This window comes from Pseudomonas putida (assembly GCF_028682475.1).
In the GTDB taxonomy this organism is placed as follows: Bacteria; Pseudomonadota; Gammaproteobacteria; order Pseudomonadales; family Pseudomonadaceae; genus Aquipseudomonas; species Aquipseudomonas putida_AG.
Genome location: NZ_JANHLE010000012.1, coordinates 17505 through 31166, shown reverse-complemented (window position 1 = coordinate 31166; position 13662 = coordinate 17505). Strand labels below are relative to the sequence as shown.

The following is a 13662-nucleotide window of genomic DNA, read 5'->3' as shown; positions in this document are numbered from 1 at the left end:
TCCTCTCAAAGATTGTCGCGCAGGCGGTACCAGGCCTTGGCCGCGGCTTCCAGCGGGGCGGCGAGCAGATCGCCGCCGGGGAAGCGGCCGTTGTCGATGGCCTGGTACAACGCCAGCAACTCGCTGTCGCCGAGAATGGCATCGCTGACGGCGCGGGCGCCGGCCAGGGTCGGCAGTACGCCATGCCCGGAGAAGCCCTGCAACCAGTAGCGTTGGCCGCTGCGGCCAATATCCGGGGTACGCCGCAGGCTACAGTCCAGATGGCCGCCCCAGGCATGCTCGATGGCAACCCCGCGCAGCTGCGGGAAGGCGCGCTCCAGCACCGGGCGGGTGGCGGCGGCAACGTCTTGGGGAATGCCGCCCAGATAGGTACAGCCACCGCCAAACAGCAGGCGGTGATCCGGGGTCAGGCGGAAGTAGTCAGGGACGAACTGGTTGTCGATCACGCAGCTATTACGTGGCAGCAGCGAACGTGCGAAGGCGGGGTCCAGCGGCACCGTAGCCACCTGGTAGGAGCCTACCGGCAGCAGGCGGCGTGACAGTTGCCGGTCAAGCTTGTCGATGTAGGCATTGCAAGCCAAGACCAGGACGTCGCTATGCACTTCGCCATGTTCGGTACGGGCGACAAAGCCATTGGCGGTTTCACGGTAATCGAGTACGCGGGTCTGTTCGTAGATGCGTCCGCCGGCTTCTTCAATCGCCGATGCCAGGCCTTGGGCCAGTTTCAACGGGTTGAGGTGGGCGCCTTGCGGATCGTACAGCGCAGCCTGGTAACGCGGACTGTCGATCCACTCCGGCAAGGCGTCACGTTCGATCAGTTGCAGCTCGTCGTAACCCCATTTTTCGCAGGCTTCGCGCTGGGCTTCGCGGAGCATGCCGACGCGCCGGGGCAGTACGGCGGTCCACAGGCTGCCGGGACGGTAGTCGATCTCGAAACCATGGCGTTCGGGGAGTTCGCGCATCTCCTGGGCGGCCCAGCGCATGCTGTCCCACAGGCGCCGGGCGCGTTCCAGGCCCAGCGCTTTTTCCAGGGGGTGCATGTCGCACGACCAGCCCAGCAATGCCTGCCCGCCATTGCGCCCTGAGGCCGCCCAGGCCACACGGCTGGCCTCCAGCAATGTCACCCGCTTGCCCGCCAGGGCCAGGCGCAGGGCCGTGTGCAATCCGCTGAAGCCGGCACCGATGATCAGTACCTCGGTGTCCAGGCGCTCATGCAGGGTAGGGCGCAACGGGATGGCACCGGGGTAGGTGCGGGCGTAATAGCTGCCGACATGCTGGGCGGATTGCTTGAACATGGCGAGTCTCGTGAATTTTTATTGGTATATTTTCATGAAAAACTACCAGATAAATTTCACCAGTCCAAGCCCTTTGGGTTTATTGCACCTGCAGCGCTGCGTTGTGGCCTTTGAGCAGCCGCTGGCGCAGCAGGTCATAGCCCCAGTTGTAAGCCATTGTGTAGGGCAGCATGAAGACGAAGAAGCCGATCTCCAGCATGAACGCCTGCACCAGCGACAGGTTGAGCATCAGCGCGGCAATCGGCACGCCGATCACGACAAAACCGATCTCGAAACCGCTGGCATGCAGGGCCCGGACCTTAACGCTGCGCTTGACCCGCTCAGCCGGCCAGAGCCGGTCGAACACGCTGTTGTAGAGCATGTTCCAGAGCATCGCCACAGTCGACAGGACCACGGCCAGGGTGCCGACTTCGAGCATTGAGCGATTGAGCAGCCAGGCGCCGAGCGGGGCGCAGATCAGCACGGCAATGGCCTCGAAGCCTACGGCGTGGACGATCCGCTCGACGAAGGATTTGTTGGAAACACGCATGACATCACCTGAACGGTTGGATTCGATGAAGTGATTGTCATCGCTTTTTTGCTTATGTTAAAAATGGATTCCATCGATAAAAGCGATAGACCAATGCGCTATTCCCCCGAAGCTCTACACGCCTTTGTCGAAGCCGTCGCCCTTGGCTCCTTCTCGGCAGCGGCGCGCAAGTTGCGCAAAAGCCAGTCGACCATCAGCGCCGCGATCGCCAACCTGGAGGCGGATCTGGGCGTCAGCCTGTTCGACCGTCAGGCCCGTCACCCGGTGCTGACCGAAGCCGGGCGCAAGGTGCTCGGGCATGTTCAGGAAATCCTCGCCGCCAGCGAGCGGCTCGACGAGCTGAGCATCCGCCTGGCCGATAACGTCGAACCGCGGCTGACCATCGTCCTCTCGGACATGTATCAGCTCACCCCGGACAACCAGGTGATGCACCAGTTCGAGCAGCGCTACCAGGACATCGAACTTGAATGCATGATCGCTGAAGCGGGGGACGTCTTGAGCCTGCTGCAGAGCGGTCGCGCGCATCTGGGTTTGCTGGCGGCGCAAGCGCATTACCCGCCGGACATCGGCGTGCGCAGATTGCCCGGGCAAGCGCAGATGGGCATTTTCGTCGCCAGCGGTCATCCGTTGGCAGCGCTGCAGCAGCCGACCCAGGCGCACCTGGCCAGCCATCGCCAGCTGTACCTCAATACCTATGCCGACAGCGAGAACAAGCCGCAGGGGCGGGTCTGGTCGGCGCCGGATTACCTGTTGCTGCTGGAAATGACCGAGCAAGGCTTTGGCTGGGCCGAGTTGCCGCACGGCCTGGTGCAGCAGTACGGCCACGGCCAGCTGGTCGAGCTGACGTTGGGCGGGTGGCCACGGCCGATTGCCGTGGATGCGGCCTGGTCTCGGCTCAACCCACCGGGGCCTGCGGGATTGTGGTTGCTGGACTGGCTGGCCCGGGAGCGCTGACAGCCCGACGATACACGCGCACGCGGTTACGACCTTCGTCCTTGGCCGCATACAGGGCGCCGTCGGCCATCGACAGCAGGCGCGACAGGTCATGCTCGTCGGCGTTACCGGCAACGATGCCGATGCTGACGCTCAGCTGTCCCGCATCCAGCAGCGGCAAAGCGTGGAAGCTGCTGCAGATGCGTTGGGCGACCCGCAGGGCTTCGTGTTCGTCCGCGTTGCCGAGCAGACAGGCGAACTCTTCGCCGCCGATACGACCCAGCTCGTCCTCCCGGCGAATGCTCTGGCTGGCGACCTGACTGAAGGCAATCAGCACCTGGTCGCCGGTCTGGTGACCATAGGCATCGTTGAGTCGTTTGAAGTGATCCAGATCGCACAGCAACAGGGCCACCGGCTCGCCGCGGCGGGCACAGCCCGCCAGCAATTGCGCGCCACGCGACATGAATGCACGACGATTGCCGATGCCGGTCAGCGGGTCGGTATAGGCCGCAGCCTTGAATTTCAGCTCGGTGCGCTCGCGCACCATAGCCAGGGTGACATAGGCAATGCCGATGGCGTAGAGCATCGATTCGAACAGCAGAAAAGCGAAAAAAATCGTGCCGTGGCCAGTGCTGGCCAACGCATGTTCCAGGGACACCCCGTGGTCGGCGAAGGTGCGCACGGCGTAAAAGCCAGTGTGCGCCAGGGTCAGTAGCAATGCAGGCAGGTAAGCGACTTCCAGGTGCTTGCGGTTGCGCCACAACTCGAACACTGACAGGCCACCATAGATGGCAGTGAGCAGCGAATACAAGGTCACGCGCAGGCCCAGGTCGCCGTAGAAGCCTGGCAACAGCCCCCACGACAACCAGAACAGGGCTCCGGCGAAAATGCCAGGCAGGTGCGCGGGACGCCCCCCGAACACGCGCATGGCGGTCCAGTTCAGCGCCGCCCCCAGCAACAGGACGATATTGCCCAGCACCAGCGAAATGAAGTCGGGGGCCTGGCCACGCAGGCTCACCAGGGTTGCGCCGAGGGCGGCAAGTATCAGCATGCTCCCCAGGTAGCCAAGCGTCTGCTCGCGCACGCCACGGCTCCAGGCGTGCAGGGTCAACAGACCCATCAGGCCGAAAATGAACACGGCCACCATCAACAGGGTCGGGATGCTCAGCAGCACTCGTTTCGCTCTCCATGCGGCCTTGCGCCGGTTTTCAGCGGCATGCTAGCGGAGCAGATGGTACTTTGCCAGCAGGGTGCTGTGGCCGAGCGCTCGCAGGTTCTGTTGCTTCGCTAGGCGTGCTGAATCTCGAACTGCAGGCCAACCGGCGCGGCCTGCAGCTCGCCACGGCGAACCAAGCGCCGCTCGGCAGGGGCGGCGGCGACGGCGGCAGCGGCGTTGGGGGCCTTGATCACGATAAAGGTCGCGTCATGACCGACCTTCAGCCCATAGTCGCTTTTGCCCATCACGGCCGCGCCCGCCGACGTGGCCATGGCCAGGGCCACATTCAGCTCTTCGTCGCTGTAGAAGCCGGAGCGGTAGCCGATCAGCATCGCCCGCTGAAGCATATCGGCGTTGCCGTAGGGCCACCAGGCATCGCGAATATTGTCGTTACCGGCGAAAACATTCACCCCGGCAGCGCGCAGGCGCAGGATCGGCGGGAAGGGGTGATCGCCCGGTGCGTTGGTGAGGATCGACACCCCGGCGTTGGCGAGCGTTGCGGCAATCCGCTCCAGCACATCCTCAGGCACCTGGCCCAAGGCATAGGCATGACTGACACTTACACGCCCCTGCAAGCCCGCAGCGCAGGTGCGGGCAGCGATCCGCTGCAGTTGCTCGACCCCTTGCAAGCCCGGCTCGTGCAGGTGGATGTCGACTTTTACTCCGTGACGTTCAGCAATCCCGAAGACCACATCCAGTTGACCCTCGGCATCGCCATCGAGGGTCGTCGGGTCGATACCGCCAATGACCTCGGTACCCTCGCGAATGGCGGCTTCCAGCACATCGGCAGTGCCCGGGCAGGACATCACCCCGGCCTGCGGGAAGGCCACCAGTTCAATGTCGACGATACCGCGCCATTTCTCTCGCGCTTCCATCACCGCGTGCAGGTTGCTCAGGCCGGTAGTGGCATCGACATCGACATGACTGCGCATGGCCACCGTACCGAATGACACCGCCTGGCTGATCAGCGCATCGGCGCGTTCGACCATTGACGGCGCCAGGGCCAGTTCACGTTTCTCCACGGCCAGGCGCTCGCGCAGGCTGCCGACCGCCTGGTGCGGATGCCAGCGGTCGCCGACAAAGCTCTTGTCCAGGTGGATATGGCCGTCGATGAAGCCCGGCAGCAGCAGTTGCCCGCCCAGGTCGATGCGCTCGACGCCTTCCAGGGTGCCAACATCTGCGCCCAGGCGAGCGATACGGCCATCGGCGACGGCCAGGGACAGCGGACTGCCGTCGGCAGCGACGGCATTGACGAACACACGATCAATCATTTCACGACCTCTTGGTGGAGGCCGCACACCCTATAAAAGTGGCGGGGTATCGGCCAATTAAATATCGGGATCGATAGCAGTGGATTCGTGAATGCCCATACTTCAGCCGCCGATCAGGTGCTTGAGCGGGTGGTAGTCGGCCTTCAGATTATGGGTGGCTTTGAGGATCGCCTCTTCAATGCCGCTCAGGTGAGTACACACCAGCTCGATAGCGGCTGCCTGATCGCCGGCTTCGAGAAACTCGATCAGGCGCAGGTGCTCGTTGCCGCGACAGGCTTCATGGCGTTCGTCATCGAGGGTCGAGGCGTACAGCGAGCCGCGCTCGATCAGCTTGCGGAACCAGTCGAGCAGCACCGGGTTGTCCAGCACTTGCGCCAGGCGCAGGTGAAACTCACCGAGCAGATTGACGTAGCGCGCGTGATCGCCGGCATCGGCTGCCGCTTCTTCTTGCGCGACATGCAGGCGCAGGGGTTGCAGCAAGCGCTTGTCGGCGCGGCGGCAGAGTTCGGTGACGATACCGATCTCGATCAGACGCCGGGTTTCGAATACTGAACGGATGTCTTCATCGCTGGGCAGCGAGACCCAGGCGCCTTTGTTCAGCTCGGTGGACACCAGGCCGTCGCCTTCCAGTTGCTTGAGCGCGGCGCGTACCGAGGTGCGGCTGACCTTGAACAGCTCCGCAAGCGAGGACTCGCCCAGTTTCATGCCGGGGCGCAGGGTGCGTTTTCTGATTGCCTCGTGGACCCCCAGGTAGACGCGTTCTACGGTCGATGCGGGGAGTTTTTCGGTCATTACCAGCTCCGTGATTCCTTGATGGCACCAGCATGCCGGAAATGTGCGGTGACCAAAAGTTTCGTGGTGAAAATGATGTGGGCAATCGCGGGGCAAGCCCGCTCTCACCGGTGCCGGTGGGAGCGGGCTTGTCCCGCGATAATGTGTACATTGGTATCGTGTTATTGGATACACGTTACCTGACTCTGTTACCCACATTCTCATTTTTTGCACTTTGCGCGCTGACCGTTCGGTCAAGTAAACCGCTTCTATAGCGTAAAGCCACAAAAAATTAATTTTTAAAAATCAATTATTTAATCCAGATAGTCAGGCCGATACACGCCTCACTTGCCCCCTCTGTGGCACACATATTGTTCCTCGAAAATCGTAAGACAAAAATTGCATACAATCTTTGTATGCAGCGGCGTCCAGGCGCCGACGGCGGTCCCAACTCTTCAAATCCAACAATAATGTGCTGCAGCACCACAGGCGCTGCAGCAGGAGACCGGGGAACATGCAATTGGATACTTCCAAACCTCTGGATACCGCGTACCTGTCACCCGACCCTGCCGTGTCTGCACAGGTGTCCGGGCATGCCAGCTTAAGCCCCAGGCTGCACAATGCCGACCTTGCCCCGACCAAAGCCGCCGGACGGCGTTGGGGCGGCTACAGCATCTTCGCCTTGTGGACCAACGATGTGCACAACATCGCCAACTACTCCTTCGCGATGGGCCTGTTCGCGCTCGGCCTGTCCGGCTGGCAGATGCTCGCGGCCCTGGCCGTCGGCGCGGCGCTGGTGTACTTCTTCATGAACCTGTCCGGCTACATGGGGCAGAAAACCGGGGTACCGTTCCCGGTGATCAGCCGCATGAGCTTCGGTATCTACGGTGCGCAATTGCCGGCGATCATCCGTGCGGTGATTGCGATCGCCTGGTTCGGCATCCAGACCTACCTGGCCTCGGTGGTGTTGCGGGTGTTGCTGGTGGCGATCTGGCCGGCGCTGGCAAGCTTCGACCACAACGCCATCCTCGGGCTCTCAAGTCTGGGCTGGGCCAGTTTCGTCGCCATCTGGTTCGTGCAGCTGGTGATCCTGACCTTCGGCATGGAGATGGTGCGCAAGTACGAATCCTTTGCCGGCCCGGTGATCCTTTCGACCGTGCTGGTGCTGGCGGTGTGGATGTATTTGCGGGTGGATGGCAACCTGGCCTGGTCGGTGGGCGAGCCGCTGACCGGGGTGAAGATGTGGACCCAGATCTTTGCCGGTGGCGCGCTGTGGCTGGCGATCTATGGCACGCTGATCCTCAATTTCTGCGACTTCGCGCGTTCCTCGCCGTGCCGCAAGACCATCCGCGTCGGCAACTTCTGGGGCCTGCCGGTGAACATCCTGGTGTTCGCGGTGATCAGCTTCGTGCTGTCCGGGGCGCAGTTCAGTATCGATGGCACGGTCATCGACAGCCCGACCCAGATCATTGCCGCGATTCCCGACAAAACCTTCCTGGTGCTCGGCTGCCTGGCCTTCCTGATCGTCACCGTGGCGGTGAACATCATGGCCAACTTCGTCGCCCCGGCTTTCGTCCTTTCAAGCCTGGCCCCCAGCCGCCTGAACTTCCGCCGCGCCGGCCTGATCAGCGCCACCCTAGCGGTGTTGATCCTGCCCTGGAACCTCTACAACAGCCCGCTGGTGATCGTCTACTTCCTCTCCGGTCTGGGCGCGCTGCTAGGCCCGCTGTACGGGATCATCATGGTCGACTACTGGCTGATCCGCAAAGCCCAGGTGCATGTTCCGGACCTCTACAGCGAGGCGGCCAGCGGCACTTATCACTACACCCGCGGGGTCAATTACAAGGCCATCGCCGCCTTGGTGCCCTCGGCCATCGCCGCCGTTCTGCTGGCCCTGGTACCGGCATTCAGCGAGCTGACACCGTTCTCCTGGCTGTTCGGCGCAGCCATCGCCGGTGGCGTGTACTACCTGATTTCCGATCGCAAAAAACACTACGTGGACTGTTCCGGCGAGCACTTTGCCGTCGACAGCGCCCAGCACTGAGCGTCACGCACAAGGACCTGAGTCATGAGAATACTGGTAGTCAACGTCAACACCACGGTGTCGATCACCGAAGCCATTGCCCGCCAGGCGCGAAGCGTGGCGTCGCCGGGCACTGAAATCGTCGGCCTGACCCCGCGCTTTGGTGCCGAGTCGGTAGAAGGCAACTTCGAGAGCTACCTGGCGGCGATTGCCGTGATGGAACGGGTGCTCAGCTACGACCAGCCCTATGACGCAGTAGTCCAGGCCGGTTACGGTGAACATGGCCGTGAAGGCTTGCAGGAGTTGCTCAACGTGCCGGTGGTGGACATCACCGAAGCGGCTGCCAGCGTGGCCATGCTGCTCGGCCATCGCTACTCGGTGGTGACCACCCTGGACCGCACCGTGCCGCTGATCGAAGATCGCCTCAAGCTGGCCGGGTTGGACAGTCGTTGTGCTTCTGTGCGCGCCAGTGGCCTGGCAGTGCTGGAGCTTGAAGAAGATCCCGAGCGGGCCATTGAAGCGGTTGTGGCTCAGGCAGAGGAGGCGGTGCGTAGCGACAAGGCCGAGGTGATCTGTCTTGGTTGTGGCGGCATGGTCGGGCTCGATGAGCGCATCCAGGCGCGTACCGGGGTGCCGGTGGTGGATGGCGTGACGGCGGCGGTGGCGTTGGCCGAGTCGCTGGTGCGCTTGAAGTTGAGCACTTCCAAGGTCCGCACCTACGCGCCGCCGCGTCCGAAAGAGATTCTCGGCTGGCCGCGCGCCTTGCTCGGCTGACTGCGTGGAACGCTGCCTCGTTCTCGGCAGCGGCTACACGGTGGGAGCGGGCTTGCCCCGCGATTGCAAGCGGTCAGTCATATCGCATCGCGGGACAAGCCCGCTCCCACCCGAGTGTTGGTGTTCTAATTAGCGCCGCAGTTTGGCGCAATGATCCTGAGCCGGTTGTGCCGCCGTGTACCACACATAATCAGCGTTCTCGGCGGTCACGGTCTTGCCTACCTCAGCCAGAATCAGCACCTGGTTACCTTGGCCCGCACCCAGATCGTTCAGGTGCAGCGGCACCCCCAGATCCTTGCGCACATGGAACGCCCCGGCCAGCAACACGGCGGGCGTGGGGGCGGCCAGCAGGCTTTCGGCCATGCGCCGATCGCGCTGTTGTTGCACGGCGAGCATCGCTGGCATCTGCGATTCGGGCAACAAGCCGCAATGCGACTCACGGATATCATCGAGCAGCGTGGCTTGCACTTCAGGACGGGTTGACGCTGCGCCTTCGAGCACTGGTCGCTGTTTGTAGATCTGCATGATCTGCGCGCGGTTCAGGTTGGCCGAGAGCAATGGATACGGCTGGCGCAGGGCGTAGGTGACCAGCGCGCCGTATACGCCCCAGTCCCAGTTGGCCTGCCATGCCAGTGCCTGGAACGCATCGCCTGGCGGTTGTCCGGCACGGGTCGCGGCCTGCGCTGCATCGACCTTGTCCTGCTGGTCCGGGTTGAGCATTTCCATCAGCAGGCTGCCTTGCGGCCGTTGGCCGGCCAGTTCGCGCAGCAGCCACAGTTGCACGGCGTGGTGGTCCGGATTGTCGTGTTGTTCACCGACCAGCACACGTGGGGCGGCGGCCAGGCGTTCCACCAGTTGTTGCGGGGTGAGGGTGCGGCCTGTGGCCAGTTCGCGGATCACCCCAAGCTCGGCATGATCACGTCCCTGTGGCGCAATCGGGGCCGGTGGCGGCAAGACACTGTGGGATTGGCAGGCCGCCAACAGGCTGACCAGGCAAAGCAATAGAAGGCGCATCGGGATTCCTTGCTAAGTAGTTGCCCCTCGATCAATGGCTGACGAGGGGCGCGGTTTCAGCGCGCGATGATCAACGGGTGGCCGCGTTCCGGGTGTTGGTGAATCAGCACTTGCAGCCCATACACCGCCGCCAGCGCATCGGCGGTCAGCACCTCTGCCGGTGGGCCATAGGCGTGGGGCAGGCCGTCCTGCAGCAACAGCAGTTGATCGCAATAGCGCGCCGCCAGATTGAGGTCGTGGAGGATCACCATCACCGCCGCGCCGCGTTCGGCGAAGTCGCGCACCGCTTGCAAAATGGTGTGCTGGTGCAGCGGGTCGAGCATCGACGTCGGTTCGTCGAGCAGCAGCGTCTGCCCCTCGGCGCCGGGCCAGAGCTGGGCCAGTACCCGCGCCAGGTGCACGCGTTGGCGTTCACCTCCGGACAGGGCCAGGTAGCTGCGTTGCGCCAGGTGCAAGGCATCGGCCGCAGCGAGTGCCTCGGTGACAATTTCGGCGTCGCGCACGCGGCCACTGGCGTGAGGCAGGCGGCCCATGCCGACCACCTCATTGACCGAAAAGGCGAAGTTCAGGCTTGAACTCTGCGGCAGTACCGCCAGGCGCCTGGCACGTTCCTGGCCGGGCCAGTCGGCAAGCTTGCGCTGATCAAGGCTGACATGGCCCTCGGTGATCGGCAACTCGCCGCACAGCGCTGCCAGCAGGGTGCTCTTGCCGGCGCCGTTAGGGCCGAGAACGCCGAGCACTTGCCCAGGGTGCAACTGCAGGCCGATATTCGCCAGTACCGTGCGCTGACCGCGACGTACCAGCAGGTTGTCTGCTTCGAGCATCAGGTGCGCCCTCGTACCAGCAAAAAGAGGAAGAACGGCGCGCCAATCAGTGCGGTGACGATACCGATCGGCAGTTCGGCGGGTGCCAGCAGCAAGCGTGCGATCAGGTCAGCCAACAGCAGCAGGCCTGCGCCTGCCAGCAAGGAGGCAGGCAGCAGTACCCGGTGATCCGGGCCGACCAGCAGGCGCATCAGGTGCGGTACCACCAGGCCGATGAAGCCGATCAGGCCCGCCGCCGCGACGGCAGCACCGACGCCCAGCGCGGTGCACAACACCAGTTCCAGCTTGATCCGCTCGACGTCGAAGCCCAGGTGACGCGCCTCCGATTCGCCCAACAGCAGCGCATTGAGTGCAGCGGCGCGGCGCGGCAACCACAAGGCGACCCCCACGGCGACAATCAACAACGGCCACAAACGCTGGTAACTGGCACCGTTGAGGCTGCCTAGGTTCCAGAAGGTCAGGGTGCGCAGGGTGGCGTCATCGGCCAGGTAGGTGAACAGCCCCACCCCCGCGCCGGCCATGGCAGTCATCGCCACTCCGGCCAGCAACATGGTGGCGACATTGGTCTGGCCATTGCTGCGCCCGAAGCGATAAACGATGGCCGTGACGATCAGGCCGCCGGCGAAGGCGCACACCGACAGCACATAAGGCTCAATGGCCGCTGGCAGCCCACCGACCAGGCTGCCGCCGACGATGGCAATGGCCGCCCCCAGCGCTGCACCGCCCGAGACGCCGACCAGGCCCGGGTCGGCCAAGGGGTTGCGGAACAACCCCTGCATGGCGACCCCGGACAACGCCAGCACCGCACCGACCGCAATGCCGAGCAAGGTGCGCGGCATGCGGATCTGACCAAGGATCAGGTCTGCCTGCTGTGTGGCGTCGCCATCGAGCGGCAGGCCGATCAGGCGCAATCCGGCCTTCAGGGTTTCGCCCAAGGGCAGGCTGACCGGCCCCAGGGCCAGCGACAGCCAGACTACCAATACCAGTACCAGTCCCAAAGCGAGCAGCATCGGCCGCGGTCGGACAATCGCCGTCATTGGCCAGCCTCGGCACTCAGTGTCTTGGCCTGCGGATAGAAGGCTGCGGTCAGCGTCGCCAGGGTATCCGGCACTCGCGGTCCAAGGCCACCGACCAGCAGGGTCGGGTCGATCACCAGCACACGACCGTCACGAGCAGCCTGGGTTTGCGCCAGTACCGGGTTCTGCTCAAGCAGCGCGGCACGTGCTGCGTCGCCCTGTAGGCGGCTGCCGGCCAGGAGAATGACCTGCGGATCGAGGGCCAGCATGGCTTCACTGGACACGGGCTTGTAGCCCGTGTGTTCGCCCAGGCTTTGGCCGCCGGCTTGCTCGATCATCCAGGCTGCCAGGGTGTCCTTGCCCGCCACCTGCAGGTTGCCCCCGGAATGGCTGAGCAACAGCAATACCCGTGGCGCCGGGTGTTGCTGACGGACTTGCTTGACCACCGCAGCCTGCTGTTGCAGACGCTGCTGGTAGTTGCTCAGCAGCGTCTGCGCCTGAGTTGGTTGACCCAACAATTGGCCCAGCGTGGTCAGGTTCTGTTGCAGGGCGGGCACATCGGCCTTGGCTGACAGCAGCTCGATGCGTACGCCGGACGCCTTGAGTTGTTCCAGAACAGGCGGTGGTCCCATTTCGTTACTGCCGACCAGAATGTCCGGACGCAGGGCCAGAATGCCCTCGGCCGCCAGCGCACGCTGGTACCCGATGCCGGGCAGGCTGTGCAACGAGCGCGGAAATTGGCTGGTGCTGTCGACACCAACCAGCTTGCTTTCGCCGCCCAGCGCTACGACCCATTCGCTGAATGCACCGCCAGCGCTTACCCAGCGCTGGGGCAGGGCATCGCTGGCACTGGCCAGCTGGCTGAACAGCACAGCAGCGCAGGCCAGGAGGATTTTCTTAGGCATCGAGGTGCTTCCTTAGGCGGTCATCGTAGTCGCGGATTCTGCCAGAGTACGCCAGTCGTCACGCTCCGGCACACCTGGTTTGCGCACCCCGAACAGCTGGATGACCAGATCGCCGTTGGCGTCGAAGCCCTCGTAGCTGGTGACGATGCCATCTACGCTCGGCTTGCGTACGCGCCACAGTTCGGTGATGCCAGTGGTTTTCAGGTGCAGGTTGAATGCAGGATCGAGGACGTTGAACCAGGAGTCCATCCAGCGCAGGTTGCTGACCGGGCCCGAGTGGATCTGGATGCAGTGCGGGTTACCGACGAAGACCATGATCGGTACTTCGCGCTTGCCGGCTTCTTCCATAAGATTGGTCAGCTCGACGGTCGCCAGCGGTTCAGCCCATTGATGACCTGCCAGGCGCAACGCCTGGGTACGCGCTACATCATTGCGCTTGAGCAGGGCGAAGAAATCGTGGGTGTCCTGAAGTTGCGACCATTCAGTGCGCAGCGTGTCGGCATCGATTTCGGCGTCGGCACGTGGGGTCTTGGCGGCTGGCAGCGGTTGCAGGTCCAGCGCGGTGCTCTGTTGCTCGGCACGGAAGCGCTCCACCAACGGCGCCCAGGCGGCCTCTTCACTGGTAGCGGTGAGGAACACCTTGTGCACGGCAGTGCCCTGGCGGTCGAAAATCTGGATGCTGCGCTGCGGTCCGCGCGCGGTGTTTTCGTCGACGGCGAACACACTGGCCCAGCCGCTGAGGAACAGACGCAGGTCGATATCCGGGGACAGCACCATGCCCATCTGGCCGCTGCCCATGATGGTCACCTCGTGGTAAACGCCTTTGCGCTCATGCACGCAGTGTTCATTGCGGGTCAGCGCCATGATGTAACCCAGCTCGCCCAGTGCCGGCAGCAGGGTCTTCCATTCCGGGCGCAGGCGCACGGTATCGACGCCCAGGCGGCTGGCGGTCAGCTCGGCCTCGCTGACACCGAGTTTGGCAGCGGCGTCGCGGGCGCGCAGGCCCGATTGTTCGCTGCGCAGTTGTTGCCACTGTTGGTAAAGCTCAGGTCCGGCAGCCAGGGCGAGCGTTGGGGCAGTCATGGTGAACT

General features: G+C 63.6%; 13 protein-coding genes. 3 read left to right on the top strand and 10 right to left on the bottom strand.

Features of this window, described 5'->3' with window-relative positions; genetic code table 11:
- Nucleotides 1-5: 5 nt before the first annotated feature.
- Entirely contained in the window at nucleotides 6-1295 is a 1290-nt protein-coding gene (locus NPS47_RS12190) for an NAD(P)/FAD-dependent oxidoreductase (RefSeq protein ID WP_274295199.1), read from the bottom strand.
- Between the two features lie 79 nt (nucleotides 1296-1374).
- Nucleotides 1375-1824: a multidrug/biocide efflux PACE transporter gene (locus tag NPS47_RS12185; protein ID WP_274295198.1), complete on the bottom strand. Its 450-nt coding sequence runs from the start codon at nucleotides 1822-1824 to the stop codon at nucleotides 1375-1377.
- A gap of 93 nt (nucleotides 1825-1917) precedes the next feature.
- On the opposite strand from NPS47_RS12185, the gene NPS47_RS12180 reads away from it, so the two are divergent.
- A complete protein-coding gene (locus NPS47_RS12180; protein WP_274295197.1) occupies nucleotides 1918-2778 on the top strand; it encodes a LysR family transcriptional regulator in 861 nt (286 codons plus the stop codon).
- Here NPS47_RS12180 and NPS47_RS12175 read toward each other — a convergent pair.
- The 3 genes from NPS47_RS12175 to NPS47_RS12165 all read right to left on the bottom strand — a co-directional run bounded on the left by NPS47_RS12175 (nucleotide 2720) and on the right by NPS47_RS12165 (nucleotide 6036).
- A complete protein-coding gene (locus tag NPS47_RS12175; RefSeq protein WP_274295196.1) occupies nucleotides 2720-3931 on the bottom strand; it encodes a GGDEF domain-containing protein in 1212 nt (403 codons plus the stop codon). The two genes, NPS47_RS12180 and NPS47_RS12175, sit on opposite strands and share 59 nt — an antisense overlap.
- Before the next feature lie 113 nt (nucleotides 3932-4044).
- Nucleotides 4045-5244, bottom strand: coding sequence for an amidohydrolase family protein (locus NPS47_RS12170; RefSeq protein ID WP_274295195.1), 1200 nt, complete (start codon nucleotides 5242-5244; stop codon nucleotides 4045-4047).
- 102 nt (nucleotides 5245-5346) lie between these two features.
- Nucleotides 5347-6036, bottom strand: coding sequence for a GntR family transcriptional regulator (locus tag NPS47_RS12165; RefSeq protein WP_274295194.1), 690 nt, complete (start codon nucleotides 6034-6036; stop codon nucleotides 5347-5349).
- Between the two features lie 493 nt (nucleotides 6037-6529).
- Between NPS47_RS12165 and NPS47_RS12160 the strand changes: the two genes are divergently transcribed.
- Together NPS47_RS12160 and NPS47_RS12155 are read left to right on the top strand one after the other, a co-directional pair.
- Nucleotides 6530-8059 carry an NCS1 family nucleobase:cation symporter-1 gene (locus tag NPS47_RS12160; protein WP_274295193.1) on the top strand — a complete coding sequence of 510 codons (1530 nt, stop codon included), beginning with the start codon at nucleotides 6530-6532 and terminating at the stop codon, nucleotides 8057-8059.
- Nucleotides 8060-8083: 24 nt separating this feature from the next.
- Nucleotides 8084-8812, top strand: coding sequence for an aspartate/glutamate racemase family protein (locus NPS47_RS12155; protein ID WP_274295192.1), 729 nt, complete (start codon nucleotides 8084-8086; stop codon nucleotides 8810-8812).
- Nucleotides 8813-8941: 129 nt separating this feature from the next.
- On the opposite strand, the gene NPS47_RS12150 is transcribed toward NPS47_RS12155, so the two are convergent.
- Genes NPS47_RS12150 through NPS47_RS12130 form a run of 5 tightly spaced genes read right to left on the bottom strand, consistent with a single transcriptional unit; the run spans nucleotide 8942 to nucleotide 13654 of the window.
- Nucleotides 8942-9826, bottom strand: a complete 885-nt coding sequence (locus tag NPS47_RS12150) for a ChaN family lipoprotein (RefSeq protein ID WP_274295191.1) — start codon at nucleotides 9824-9826, stop codon at nucleotides 8942-8944.
- A gap of 56 nt (nucleotides 9827-9882) precedes the next feature.
- Entirely contained in the window at nucleotides 9883-10650 is a 768-nt protein-coding gene (locus tag NPS47_RS12145) for a heme ABC transporter ATP-binding protein (RefSeq protein WP_274295190.1), read from the bottom strand.
- Nucleotides 10650-11687 carry a FecCD family ABC transporter permease gene (locus NPS47_RS12140; protein ID WP_274295189.1) on the bottom strand — a complete coding sequence of 346 codons (1038 nt, stop codon included), beginning with the start codon at nucleotides 11685-11687 and terminating at the stop codon, nucleotides 10650-10652. The genes NPS47_RS12145 and NPS47_RS12140 overlap by 1 nt, the downstream gene beginning before the upstream one ends.
- Nucleotides 11684-12571 (bottom strand): heme/hemin ABC transporter substrate-binding protein, encoded by an 888-nt coding sequence (locus NPS47_RS12135; protein ID WP_274295188.1) that lies wholly within the window; start codon nucleotides 12569-12571, stop codon nucleotides 11684-11686. Before NPS47_RS12135 ends, NPS47_RS12140 begins: the two co-directional genes overlap by 4 nt.
- 12 nt (nucleotides 12572-12583) lie before the next feature.
- Complete coding sequence (locus NPS47_RS12130; protein WP_274295187.1) at nucleotides 12584-13654, bottom strand: hemin-degrading factor; 1071 nt, start codon at nucleotides 13652-13654, stop codon at nucleotides 12584-12586.
- Nucleotides 13655-13662: the final 8 nt, after the last annotated feature.